At 55.6% G+C, this 12,778-nt stretch carries 13 protein-coding genes; 8 read left to right on the forward strand and 5 right to left on the reverse strand.

Annotation, left to right across the window (positions count from 1 at the left end):
* Nucleotides 1-8: 8 nt before the first annotated feature.
* From galE to modE, 3 genes are all read right to left on the reverse strand, one after another.
* Complete coding sequence (galE, locus tag JZ655_RS06035) at nt 9-1,025, reverse strand: UDP-glucose 4-epimerase GalE (protein ID WP_207293253.1); 1,017 nt, start codon at nt 1,023-1,025, stop codon at nt 9-11.
* Between the two features lie 208 nt (nt 1,026-1,233).
* Entirely contained in the window at nt 1,234-2,703 is a 1,470-nt protein-coding gene (gene modF / locus JZ655_RS06040; protein ID WP_207293254.1) for a molybdate ABC transporter ATP-binding protein ModF, read from the reverse strand.
* 67 nt (nt 2,704-2,770) lie between these two features.
* Nucleotides 2,771-3,559 (reverse strand): molybdenum-dependent transcriptional regulator, encoded by a 789-nt coding sequence (modE, locus tag JZ655_RS06045; RefSeq protein WP_046886960.1) that lies wholly within the window; start codon nt 3,557-3,559, stop codon nt 2,771-2,773.
* 128 nt (nt 3,560-3,687) lie between these two features.
* Here modE and JZ655_RS06050 point away from each other — a divergent pair, with 128 nt between their 5' ends.
* The 4 genes from JZ655_RS06050 (at nt 3,688) to modC (ending at nt 6,539) form a co-directional block, all read left to right on the forward strand.
* Entirely contained in the window at nt 3,688-3,837 is a 150-nt protein-coding gene (locus tag JZ655_RS06050) for an AcrZ family multidrug efflux pump-associated protein (RefSeq protein ID WP_040076505.1), read from the forward strand.
* Between the two features lie 179 nt (nt 3,838-4,016).
* A complete protein-coding gene (gene modA / locus JZ655_RS06055) occupies nt 4,017-4,793 on the forward strand; it encodes a molybdate ABC transporter substrate-binding protein (protein WP_207293255.1) in 777 nt (258 codons plus the stop codon).
* Nucleotides 4,790-5,479, forward strand: a complete 690-nt coding sequence (gene modB / locus JZ655_RS06060) for a molybdate ABC transporter permease subunit (protein WP_046886958.1) — start codon at nt 4,790-4,792, stop codon at nt 5,477-5,479. Before modA ends, modB begins: the two co-directional genes overlap by 4 nt.
* A gap of 1 nt (nt 5,480) precedes the next feature.
* Nucleotides 5,481-6,539: a molybdenum ABC transporter ATP-binding protein ModC gene (gene modC, locus JZ655_RS06065; RefSeq protein ID WP_046886957.1), complete on the forward strand. Its 1,059-nt coding sequence runs from the start codon at nt 5,481-5,483 to the stop codon at nt 6,537-6,539.
* Here the strand turns inward: modC and JZ655_RS06070 are convergent, their stop codons facing one another.
* Complete coding sequence (locus JZ655_RS06070) at nt 6,540-7,358, reverse strand: pyridoxal phosphatase (RefSeq protein ID WP_040076501.1); 819 nt, start codon at nt 7,356-7,358, stop codon at nt 6,540-6,542. It lies immediately after the preceding gene.
* 148 nt (nt 7,359-7,506) lie between these two features.
* On the opposite strand from JZ655_RS06070, the gene pgl reads away from it, so the two are divergent.
* Together pgl and JZ655_RS06080 are read left to right on the forward strand one after the other, a co-directional pair.
* A complete protein-coding gene (gene pgl / locus JZ655_RS06075) occupies nt 7,507-8,502 on the forward strand; it encodes a 6-phosphogluconolactonase (protein WP_207293256.1) in 996 nt (331 codons plus the stop codon).
* Nucleotides 8,503-8,938: 436 nt separating this feature from the next.
* On the forward strand, nt 8,939-9,028 hold the full coding sequence (locus JZ655_RS06080) for a hypothetical protein (protein WP_154298954.1): 90 nt from the start codon (nt 8,939-8,941) through the stop codon (nt 9,026-9,028).
* Between the two features lie 56 nt (nt 9,029-9,084).
* Here JZ655_RS06080 and JZ655_RS06085 read toward each other — a convergent pair whose 3' ends face one another.
* Nucleotides 9,085-10,368, reverse strand: coding sequence for a putative acyl-CoA thioester hydrolase (locus JZ655_RS06085; protein WP_207293257.1), 1,284 nt, complete (start codon nt 10,366-10,368; stop codon nt 9,085-9,087).
* A gap of 224 nt (nt 10,369-10,592) precedes the next feature.
* On the opposite strand from JZ655_RS06085, the gene hutI reads away from it, so the two are divergent.
* Together hutI and hutG are read left to right on the forward strand one after the other, a co-directional pair.
* Nucleotides 10,593-11,816: an imidazolonepropionase gene (hutI, locus tag JZ655_RS06090; protein ID WP_207293258.1), complete on the forward strand. Its 1,224-nt coding sequence runs from the start codon at nt 10,593-10,595 to the stop codon at nt 11,814-11,816.
* Nucleotides 11,813-12,751, forward strand: coding sequence for a formimidoylglutamase (gene hutG / locus JZ655_RS06095; RefSeq protein ID WP_207293259.1), 939 nt, complete (start codon nt 11,813-11,815; stop codon nt 12,749-12,751). The genes hutI and hutG overlap by 4 nt, the downstream gene beginning before the upstream one ends.
* Nucleotides 12,752-12,778 lie beyond the last annotated feature (27 nt).

Here is a 12,778-nt window from a genome sequence, read left to right on the forward strand (position 1 = left end):
ACAGATCCTTAGTCTGGATACCCCTGGGGGTGGCGAGACTGCCAGCGCCAGGTATCCTGTGCCATTTCATCAAGCGTGCGAGAAACACGCCAGTTAAGCTCTTTATCTGCTTTAGTCGCGTCTGCCCAGTAGGCTGGCAAATCGCCTTCGCGCCGTGGGGCGAAATGGTAGTTCACCGGTTTGCCACAGGCATTGCTGAAGGCGTTAACCACGTCCAGCACGCTGCTGCCCACACCCGCACCGAGGTTGTAGATATGTACGCCCGGTTTTCCGGCAAGCTGCTGCATGGCAGCAACGTGGCCATCGGCCAGATCCATGACGTGGATGTAATCACGCACGCCGGTTCCGTCCGGGGTAGGGTAGTCATTACCAAACACCGCCAGCGAATCGCGACGACCTACGGCAACCTGCGCGATATATGGCATCAGGTTATTTGGAATACCCTGCGGATCTTCACCCATATCTCCAGACGGATGGGCGCCGACCGGGTTGAAATAGCGCAATAGGGCGATGCTCCACTCCGGCTGTGCTTTCTGCAGGTCAGTGAGGATCTGCTCCACCATCAGCTTGCTTTTGCCATACGGGCTTTGCGGTGTACCCGTAGGGAAGCTTTCAACGTAAGGAATTTTTGGCTGGTCGCCGTAAACGGTAGCAGAGGAGCTAAAGATAAAGTTCTTCACGCCGGCAGCGCGCATGGCTGAAACCAGGCGCAGAGTGCCGTTGACGTTGTTATCGTAATACTCCAGCGGCTTTGACACGGATTCACCCACCGCTTTCAGGCCGGCAAAATGGATCACCGTATCGATGGCGTGATCGTGAAGAATTTCGGTCATCAGCGCTTCGTTGCGGATATCACCTTCCACGAAGGAGGGCTGTTTGCCACCCAGATGCTCAATCACGGGCAGCACGCTGCGCTTACTGTTGCACAGATTATCGAGGATGATGACATCGTGGCCGTTTTGCAGCAGTTGTACACAGGTATGACTTCCTATGTAACCGCTACCACCTGTTACCAGAACTCGCATATATCGCTCCATTAGGCTTATGATATGTAATAAACATAGCATAACAGAGACGCAAAAAGTGTGACATGGGATAAAATAGTGGAATCGTTTACACTGCTGCGTTTTCACCGTTCTGCTGTCGTTCAGACGATTGTAAATCAATAAGATAGGTTTGTATTGATGCAGGTTATCTGAAAAAGCAGGGGGCAGTGCCCCCTTGAAGAGGGGGTCAGACCGGACCAATGGCGTAGCGATAGCTCTCGCCATCCGGCACAAACTCCAGCCTGTGAGTAATACAGGAGGGTGCATCTTCCGCATGATGAGAAACAAACAGCAACTGCGTTTCCCCTTCGCTGATCAGGATATCGACAAAGCGGCGAATTAACTGGCGGTTCAGCGGATCCAGCCCCTGTAAGGGTTCATCCAGAACCAGCAAGGTAGGGTGTTTAACCAGCGCGCGGACAATCAACGCCAGCCGCTGCTGCCCCCAGGAGAGGCTGCTGAACGGGGCATCCGCCACCCGGTTATTCATACCAAGAATATCGAGCCATGACTGCGCCAGCTTGTGCTGCCTGTCAGATACCGCCTGATAAATGCCAATAGAGTCAAAATAACCCGACAGAATCACGTTGCGCACCGTGGTGCTGACGCGGTAATCCAGATGCAGGCTGCTGCTGACATAGCCGATATGCTTTTTGATATCCCAGATGGTTTCACCGCTACCGCGGCGGCGGCCAAACAGGGTGAGATCGTTACTGTAGCCCTGCGGATGATCGCCGGTAATCAGGCTGAGCAGGGTTGATTTACCGGCACCGTTTGGCCCGGTTATCTGCCAGTGTTCACCGGGGTTTACCGTCCAGCTGAGGTCGTTGAGGATAGGGCGGTCGTTATAAGAGACGACGCCGTGATTGAGCACAATGCGTGGTCGATCGTGCGCCAGCTCCTGGCGGGCTGCAGGGGCGTCCGGCTCGGGCAGTGTCAGGTTGTTCAGATTCTCACTGTGTGCCAGCTGGGCAATAAGGGCCTGTTGCAGAAGCTCGGCTTTCGCGCCGACGTCGGTCAGGGTGCAATCGGCCAGCACGCCCGCAAATTGCACAAAGGCCGGGATTTCATCAAAGCGATTGAGCACCAGCACGATGGTGTACCCCTGCTGATTCAGCGAGGCCAGCAGAAGGGCAAGCTGTTCGCGTGATTTCACGTCCAGGCCGTCAAAGGGTTCATCCAGAATCAACAGTTCCGGCTCGGCCATCAGGGCCTGACAGAGAAGGGTCTTGCGGGTTTCGCCCGTGGAGAGGTATTTGAAGCGGCGTTCCAGAAGCGCCGTTATCCCAAATTGCTCGGCCAGCAGGCGGCAGCGCGCCTCGTCTTTGACCTCATCCTGAATAATCTCGGCAGTGGTGCGGCCGGTATCCTCTTCGCCGGGGCTGAGGAGATCGGTATTGTTACGCTGCCACTCGTCACTGACCAACTTTTGCAACTGTTCGAAGGAGAGACGTGTCAGACGGGTAAAGGTAGAACGTCTCTCGCCTTGCAGCTGCGTCAGCTCGCCTGCCAGTGCGCGTGCCAGCGCAGATTTACCGCTGCCGTTACTGCCAACAAAAGCCCAGCTTTCGCCAGCGTTAAGCGTGAAATCGGCAAGCGTAAGTTTACGTGTATCGCTAAGACGAAACGTGCCTTGCGAAATTTGCAATGATGACATGATGTATCCCGTTTTGTGCAGCAATTACCCTCAGGGATACTCATTGGGAAGACGAATGTCAATGCGCTTAGCACAACGTGGCGATAATCACCCGGTCAGCATTAAAATATGCGGTCACCTCAGTACCTTCCTCTAGATTCACTGCCTGGGCGTGAGGCAGCGTGGCGCAAAGGGTCTGACCATCGGGCAGCGCCATCAGCACTTCGCACTGTTCATCACCCCGGTCAATATGGGTGACGACGCCCTGAAGCTGATTATCGGCCTGAAGCGCGTCTGTCGGATCCCGGGTGATATTGACCCAGGGTGCTTTTAGCAACACCAGCACCTCCTTTCCTTCCTCCAGAGCCAGGCGTTTGCCGCTCTGGGCCGTAATAGCCACCTTCAGCCGCGTGGTGCCATCAGCGAGTAAAATCGCCACATGCTGCTGGACAGGATCGCGATCGCGAGCGGTAACGGTGCCAAACCATTGATTGCGGGCGCTGGTCTGCAGTGAGAAGCGTGAAATGGCGGCAAGAAGGCTATCGAGAGGCAGGGCATCGTCATGGCTCAGCACGTCAAAGGCTTTTTGCTGGATCTGCCCCAGCAGTTCATAAAGCTCAATTAAGCGTTGACCATAGCGCGTAAGATGGGCCCCGCCGCCGCCTTTACCGCCGGTGGCGCGTTCAACCAGCATCTGCTCGCTCAGGGCGTTCATCTCATTTATGGCATCCCAGGCACTTTTATAACTGATCCCCGCATTCTTCGCGCCCTGGCTAATAGAGCCGGTTTGCGCTATCTGTTTAAGCAGAGCAATACGGCGTGGATCGGCAAAAAGTTTTTGCTGAAGACGTAGGGTGAGAAGAATTTCGGCCTGCATAACAGTGTCCTGGCAAAAAGCGTATTGTGACGCAATTCAGGGGAGTCGCAAACTGTACCGCACAAAAGGGGATGTATTTCTCGCTTTAACGGTTAGAATATGGCAATTCACATTGTCTGGAGAAACCCATGTTAGAGTTGTTGAAAAGTCTGGTGTTCGCCGTGATCATGGTACCAGTGGTGATGGCTATCATCCTCGGTGCAATCTACGGCCTGGGTGAAGTGTTCAACGTGTTTTCCAACATTGGACACAGAAAGCAGCCTAAAAAACAGCATTAATTCCCGTTAAAACGCCCGGCTTGTCCGGGCGTTTTGCTCTCAAGTTTGCCTCTTCCACGCCGATATTATCTTTAGCATCACACTCATTTACTCATTAAGCGGTACGATTTAAGGCTGGGAAAACCCTGTGGCAATCGTTATATTCTTAAGTATATAACGACATGCAAAAGGAGTTACAGATGGCACGTACAGGCTTAGGCTTTTTCGCAGGGGCAGCGCTGGTATTAACCGTAAGCGGACATGCACTGGCAGACGAAGGTAAAATTACCGTTTTCGCTGCCGCTTCGCTAACGAATGCCATGCAGGATATTGCTGCTGAGTATAAAAAAGAGAAAAACGTCGAGGTGGTTTCATCCTTTGCCTCTTCCTCAACGCTGGCCCGCCAGATTGAGGCGGGCGCGCCAGCGGATCTCTTTATCTCTGCGGATCAGAAATGGATGGACTATGCGGTGCAGAAGAAATCAATCGACACCGCCAGTCGGACAACGTTACTGGGGAACAGCCTGGTCGTCGTGGCGCCTAAAACAAGTCCACAGGGCGAAATGACAATCAATAAAGAGACGCCCTGGACCAGCCTGCTGAAAGACGGACGTCTGGCGGTTGGCGATCCGGAACATGTACCTGCGGGTATCTACGCGAAAGAGGCGCTGCAGAAACTGGGCGCATGGGATACGCTTTCGCCAAAGCTGGCGCCGGCGGAAGATGTTCGCGGCGCACTGGCGCTGGTGGAGCGTAACGAAGCGCCGCTGGGCATTGTTTATGGCTCCGATGCCGTTGCCGGTAAAGGGGTAAAAGTCGTCGGGACCTTCCCGGAAGACTCGCACAAAAAAGTGGAATATCCTGTTGCCATCGTTGATGGACATAAAAACGCGACGGTCAGCGCCTTTTACGATTATCTGAAAGGGCCGCAGGCGTCGGCAATCTTTAAACGCTATGGATTTACGACTCACGAATGATTTTGACCGATCCCGAATGGCAGGCCGTGCTGCTGAGCCTGAAAGTCTCCTCCCTCGCGGTTGTGTTTAGTCTGCCCTTTGGGATCTTCTTTGCCTGGCTACTGGTTCGCTGTACCTTTCCCGGTAAGGCGCTTCTTGATAGCCTGATCCATCTGCCGCTGGTGCTACCGCCCGTGGTTGTGGGCTATTTACTGCTCATTGCGATGGGCCGACGCGGCATCATTGGTGAATGGCTATATGACTGGTTTGGGCTGACCTTCGCCTTCAGCTGGCGCGGTGCGGTGCTGGCGGCGGCGGTGATGTCCTTCCCGTTGATGGTCCGCGCCATCCGTCTGGCGCTGGAGGGGGTGGATCGTAAACTGGAGCAGGCCGCCTGTACTCTGGGGGCCGGACGCTGGCGAGTTTTATTCACCATCACGCTCCCCCTGACCCTGCCCGGAATTATCGTCGGCACGGTACTGGCCTTTGCGCGTTCGCTGGGCGAGTTTGGTGCCACCATCACTTTCGTTTCCAATATTCCTGGTGAAACCCGCACGCTGCCGTCTGCCATGTATACCTTAATCCAGACGCCAGGTGGCGAAGGCGCCGCCGCGCGACTCTGTATTATCTCCATTGTGCTGGCTATCGTCTCGCTGCTGGTGTCGGAATGGCTGGCACGTTTGAGCCGTGAACGGATGGGGAACTGAAATGCTGGAACTTAATTTTAGCCAGACGCTGGGCGAACACTGTCTGACCATCAACGAAACCCTGCCAGCACGGGGTATTACGGCGATTTTTGGTGTGTCGGGGGCGGGCAAAACCTCGCTGATTAACGCCATCAGCGGCCTGACACGACCTCAGAGCGGGCGCATTGTGCTGAATGATCGTGTGCTCAACGACGCAGAACAGCGTATCTGGTTGTCACCGGATAAGCGCCGTATTGGGTACGTTTTCCAGGATGCCCGGCTCTTTCCGCACTATAAGGTTCGGGGTAATCTGCGCTACGGCATGGCGAAAAGCATGGCCGGACAGTTCGATAAACTGGTTGCGCTGCTGGGAATTGAGCACCTGCTCGACCGTCTACCCTCCTCTTTGTCGGGGGGCGAAAAACAGCGTGTGGCCATTGGTCGCGCACTGCTCACCGCGCCGGAACTGCTCCTGCTGGACGAGCCGCTGGCCTCTCTCGATATTCCGCGTAAGCGCGAACTGCTACCCTATCTGCAGCGACTGGCGCGTGAAATCAATATCCCGATGCTCTACGTCAGCCACTCGCTGGAGGAGATCCTCCACCTGGCCGATAACGTGCTGGTGCTGGAAAACGGTAACGTGAAGGCGTTTGGTCCTCTGGAGGAGGTGTGGGGCAGTAGCGTCATGCATCCGTGGTTGCCGGCAGAACAGCAGAGCAGCATTCTGAGGGTCAGCGTTCTTGAACATCACCCGCACTATGCCATGACCGCGCTGGCGCTCGGCGATCAACACCTCTGGGTGAATAAGCTAGATAAACCGCTACAGGCCAATTTGCGCATCCGCATTCAGGCTTCAGACGTCTCGCTGGTACTGCAGCCGCCGGTACAGAGCAGTATTCGTAATATCCTGCGAGCAAAAGTCGCCCAATGCTATGACGATAACGGGCAGGTAGAAGTGCAGCTGGAGATTGCCGGTAAGACGCTCTGGGCGCGTATCAGCCCCTGGGCCAGGGATGAACTTAGCATTAAGCCTGGCCTGTGGCTGTACGCGCAGATTAAGAGCGTGTCGATTACAACCTGATCAAATCAGGTTGCTGTAAATAAACTGGGCGATGCTGTCGCGCGTGTTATCGCCGATAACGACGTTGGCGCGCGCCTTCACCGCCTCGTCCGCATTGCCCATCGCCACACCGGTGCCTGCAGCTTCTAACATGCTGATGTCGTTATAATTATCGCCAAAGGCAATAACATCCTGCATCGACCAGCCCTGGGACTCGACATACTGCGTCAGGCGCTTACCTTTGCTGTTGCCTTTGCGGGCAATATCCACCTGATCGTGCCACGACCACTCGCACTCCAGCCCCAGCGTGTTTTCAACGAGTTTAGCAAAATCATTCAGCTTGCTGGTGTCTTCATCGGTCAGGGCAAATTTCCAGATGGCAGAGACCTCCCGGGCCGCCTGCGCCAGCGAAGCTACCTGCGTAAACACCGGGCGTTGCGCCTCTGGCAGAGATTGCGCCCAGGCGCGGGTGCGAATCACGTGGCCGGTAGGGCGCTCATACAGCATGGCTTCGTCAACGTACATCAGACCGTGAACATTATGTTCATCAAGCAGTGTAATCAGCTGTTGTGCCTGCGCAACCGGGAGCGGATCCGATTCGAGAACCTTTTTTGCATGATAATCATACAAATAAGTGCCATTACAACAAATTGCAGGTGTATCTAAAGCCAGTGCCTGATAAAAAGGATGAATAGCAACGTGATGACGACCCGTCACAATAATGAGTTGATAACCCGCTTCGCGCGCGCGTTGTAGCGCTTCGAGCGAAGAGGGGAGCAGGGTTTTTTGCGGGGTAAGTAACGTACCGTCTAAATCCAGTGCAATCACGCGAGAGGTCATTTGTTATTCCGGTTAATGATGAAAAACAGATTGCTGAGATGGTACACCGCGAGACGATCGCTGCAAAATTCCTGGCTAAAATTCAGCATCTACCGTTAAACGATCATCCTTGTACATTACTTTCACGCGCAGTGAGGAAGGAGCATTCATGAAACAAACCGTTTATACCGCCAGTCCTGAAAGCCAACAGATCCATGTCTGGCGTCTGAACCCTGAAGGGTCACTCACCCTTGTTCAGGTTGTCGATGTGCCGGGGCAGGTTCAGCCGATGGTAATCAGTCCGGATAAACGTTTCCTGTACGTGGGTGTGCGTCCGGAATTCCGCGTGCTGGCCTACCGTATTGCACCTGAAGATGGTGCTCTCACCTATACCGCCGAAGCGGCGCTGCCGGGCAGCCCGACGCATATCTCCACTGACCTGGAAGGGCGCTTCATCTTTAGCGGCTCCTATAACGCCGGTTGCGTCAGCGTGACGTGCCTGAACGACGGTATCCCGGGCGAAAGCGTAGACATGGTTGATGGGCTGGAAGGTTGCCACTCTGCCAATATCTCACCAGATAATAAAACGCTTTGGGTGCCGGCGCTGAAGCAGGATCGAATCTGTCTTTTCACCCTGGGTGACGACGGTAAACTGGCGGCACAAAATCCGGCGGAAGTGACCACTGTGGAAGGTGCAGGCCCGCGTCATATGGTCTTCCACCCGAATCAGAAGTTCGCTTATGTGGTGAACGAGCTGAACGGCTCGGTAGACGTCTGGGCGCTGAGTGATGCCCACGGCAATATCGAATGTATCCAGACGCTGGATATGATGCCTGCAGATTTTACCGATACCCGCTGGGCGGCCGATATCCACATCACACCGGATGGACGTCACCTCTATGCCTGTGACCGTACGTCCAGCCTGATCACCATCTTCAGCGTGTCTGAAGATGGCAGCGTGCTGGCCGTGGAAGGTTTCCAGCCGACGGAAACTCAGCCGCGTGGCTTCAATATCGATCACACGGGCAAGTACCTGATCGCGGCGGGGCAGAAATCGCATCACATTGCGCTGTATGAAATTCAGGGTGAGCAGGGGCTGCTGGAAGAGAAAGGACGCTATGCCGTCGGCCAGGGCCCAATGTGGGTAGTGGTTAACGCGCAGTAACGCGTTAGAACGTCGCAATAAAAAAACCTCGCCAGTGCGAGGTTTTTTTATACCCGATGGTGGCCGGATGTGCACATCAGCAAATACCAACCCGGTCATCGTAGTCTCATGAGTGAGTAAAGTAAAATAGTGCAAGCCAGGCGCTAAAAGCAGGTGTGGGTGCTACTGAATTGAATTGATTGCTATTTTTTCAATGAGTTTGATGAATTCTGATTTTGAGCTGGACTGTTTTTATATACAGATATTTATCGCTACAATCGCTGGGTTGGTGAGATGTGTAGCAGATCCGCAAAACAGGCACCTTTTTAAGTCCTGGCTGGCGGGTGGTGCCGTCAGTGCCTTAGCTGTGGAGCACATCAGCAAGCACCAACACCCACTGGCGACAGGCAGCGGAAAGGTAAGTCAGTGGCAGTGCTCCTGACCAAAGGAGTGGCGTATGAGCTTTACAGGATGGTGTATTCTGATCCTGCAACTCATGGTTGCGATACTGCAACTGCTGGACGCGTATCTACAGACGGTTGCCTGACGCTTCCAGGCGCAGCATAAAGGGGGAGTTGCTCCCCCTTTTTGCTAATAGCGCCGTTACTGCTTCGGTTCGGCGACGATCTTGCTACCTACACCGCGGTTGTTGTATTCCCACATGCGATTGAAGTTAGCGTCGTTCAGGTTGCGCTGTACATTGCCTTTATCATCAACGGTTCCCGTGTTGCCAGCATAAGGGCGCTGAGAGATCGCCGCATTAGCCCAGGGTTTCGCCATGTTGAAGCCTTCATTGATGACGCTATCGCGAATGACGACCTGGCCATTCGAGTTGGCATCGGCATCCAGAGCGCGGCCGAGCTGCGCGATGCCGTCCCCGGCAGCCGTAAAGCGACTATTTACCGCCAGGAAGCCATAGAACATGTTCGACAGGGTGGCTGGGGCAAAGACGTAACCCTCTTTTTGGGTACGGGAATTCACCACGCGGAAGTCGGTATTATCAAACACGACGGCGCCACGGCCTGCAACGATATCTACGTCACCTTCAATATAGCTATTGGTCACCAGCGTACGGGTCAGGCGGGTGTTCTGCAGCGTATTTTGCACACCGCTATTGGTCACAAAGAAGGTGTTCTGGCGACCCAGAATGTTCACCTTATCGATCTGCACCTGGTCGCCATCGCTACGCAGCGCCACGGCCTGGTGATTACCTGCATCCACGCTGTCGCCCAGATTGTTTTCGATGGTCAGGTTTTGCAGCTGCAGGCCATTGTTCTGTGACCAGAATACCGCAGAGCACATCACGCCAACGGTGGCGCTTTGCTTGCTCTGGCAGCGATCAAACATATACCACGCCGGTTTACCTGGCATGTATTTACCGCCCGGATTCACCAGATGGCGCCAGGTGGCGGTGTCGATTTCAGAATCGATCGGCAGGCCAATTTTCACATCAGCAGGTTTTTCACCCATACCGTACAGCGTCACGCTGCCCGGCGCAGCCGGAACATAGACGGTCCCTTCGTACTCGCCAGGCATGATGGCGATGTACTGACGAGAGCTGCTGTGTTTGGCAATGGCAGCATCAACGGCGGCCTGAATAGAGGTATGAGTCACCCCCTGAGTTCCCGCCGGGCCTACCACGAAATTCGGTTGTGCTGGCAGACGAATGGCATACGGCTTCCACGGCGCGGCATCAGGATTCATGGCGGTGAAATAGCGCGCCTGCTGGAAGTTCTTCGCTTCTTCAGCAGAGAGAACAGGACGGGAAGCGGTGCCAGGGGCCGCCTGTTCAGACGGAAGCTGGTCTGGTGGCGTTGAGCTACATGCGGACAAGGTCACGCCAAAAGCCAGTGCCAGCGCCAGACGGTAGTGGCTGGAAATATTCAAGGGAAAGCTCCTTGCTGTGCGAATCAAATGGGGATAAAGGAAATAGCCTGCTTTTTTATACTAAGTTGGGCGAAACGGGAAGATGAAACGGCAAAAATTGACTTTTTATTCCCAGGCTTAGCGGGAAAATCGTCACAAACTGATAACAATATCGGTAAAGGCGATTGACAGTGGGGCGGGAATGAAAATAAATGTCTATACAACCCATGACAAGTGGAAGCCTGATGTTGCAACTTCATCCTGACGACGTCATCTTGCGTAACGCGCGCCTCGCTACCCTGGATCCCGATAAGCCAGCCCCTTATGGCCTGATGGAAAAGCAGGCGTTAATCCTCCGCGGCGAAACGATTCTGGCGCTGATCCCCGACGCTGACCTGCCGGCTCATCTGCCTGGACAGCATGATATGCAGGGGCGGCTGGTCACGCCGGGCTTAATCGACTGTCATACCCATCTAATCTTTGGCGGCAATCGTGCGGCGGAGTGGGAGCAGCGCCTGAACGGTGTCTCTTACCAAAGCATCAGCGCACAGGGCGGCGGGATTAATGCCACCGTGACCGCTACCCGCGACAGCACCCCGGAAGTGCTCTTCCAGCTTGCGCAGGCGCGACTTGTGCGCATGATGCGCGAAGGCGTAACGACGCTTGAGATCAAATCGGGGTACGGTCTGAACGATGAAGCCGAAGAGAAGCTCCTGCGCGTGGCGCAACGACTCGCTCAACATCATCCCATTGAAATCAGCCCAACGCTGCTGGCGGCCCACGCGGTTCCGCAGGAATATCGCCAGCATCCCGACGGTTGGATTGACCACATCTGTCAGCACACGCTCCCCACGCTATGGCGAAAAGAGCTTTTCGAGGCGGTTGATGTTTTCTGTGAAACGGTCGGTTTCACCCCTGCGCAAACTGAGCGGCTGTTCCAGGCGGCACAGCGGCTTGGGATCCCGGTAAAAGGCCATGTCGAGCAGTTGTCGAATCTGGGTGGTACGGCGCTGGTGAGCCGCTATCACGGCTGGTCAGCGGATCATATCGAGTATCTGGACGAAGCCGGCGTGGCGGCGATGGCACAAAGCGGCACCGTCGCCGTGTTGCTTCCGGGAGCATTCTATTTTCTGCAGGAGCGTCAGCGTCCCCCTGTCGAGCGGCTGCGCCAGCACGGCGTTCCCATGGCCGTCGCCACGGATTACAACCCGGGTACTAGCCCTTTCGCCAGCCTGCATCTGGCCATGAACATGGCCTGCGTCCAGTTTGGCCTGACCCCGGAAGAAGCTTGGGCTGGCGTGACGCGAAATGCCGCCCAGGCGTTAGGGCGTGGTTCTACACAGGGTCAGCTGAAAGCTGGATATAAAGCCGATCTGGCTATCTGGGACGCTGAAAGCCCCGTTGAAATGATCTACGAACCTGGCCGCAACCCGCTCTGGCAGAGGATATTCAGAGGACAAATACAATGAAGCTCTGGCAGCCTGTTTCCCCGGATATCTGGCAAGGGCGCGACGATCGTGCCGAGGCCAGCAACGCGCTGCGCCTGTTTCAAACCGTGCAGCAGAGCCCGACTTTCCAGCCAGGCCGGGAGGGGATTGCGCTGTTGGGTTTTTGCTGTGATGCCGGGGTTAAACGCAATCAGGGCAGGCCGGGCGCAGCAGAGGGGCCAGACGTCCTGCGTGCCGCACTGGCCAATATGGCGAGCTATGGCGGTCACGAGCGTCTGACCGATCTGGGGAATATCACCGTAGAAGCCGATGCGCTGGAAGCGGCACAGCAGGCGCTCAGTGAGGCAGTGACCACCTGTCAGCAGGCAGGAATGCGCACTCTGGTGCTGGGGGGAGGACACGAAACCGCCTGGGGCCACGGCAAAGGGGTGCTGGACGCTTTCCCCAATGAGCGAGTGGTGATTGTGAATCTCGACGCCCATCTCGATTTACGCCAGGCAAGCCGCGCGACTTCGGGTACGCCGTTTCGCCAGTTGGCCCGTTACTGCGAGGCGCAGCAGCGCGATTTTGTCTATGCCTGCCTGGGTGCCAGTCGGGCAGCGAACACCCAGGCTCTGTGGGACGAAGCAGCTCGTCTGAAGGTAACAGTGGTAGAAGACCTCGATTTTCAGCACGCGGCGTCAGACGCCGTGTCAAACCTGATTCAGCAGGCAGATCGTCTCTATCTGACGCTCGATCTCGATGTGCTGCCCGCCGGCGAGATGCCTGCGGTATCGGCGCAGGCAGCGCTGGGCGTGCCCGCGCGGGATCTGCTGCGGGTAATCGAACCGATTTGCCGCAGTGGCAAGCTGCAGGCGGTGGATCTGGTGGAGTTTAGCCCGCGTTTTGATCGCGAGGGGCAGGGGGCAAAGCTCGCCGCGCGGCTGGCGTGGCAAATTGCTCACTGGTGGGCGTAATACGCGGATATACTCGACTTTTTACGG

Source organism: Leclercia pneumoniae, from assembly GCF_017348915.1.
GTDB classification, from domain to species: Bacteria; Pseudomonadota; Gammaproteobacteria; order Enterobacterales; family Enterobacteriaceae; genus Enterobacter; species Enterobacter pneumoniae.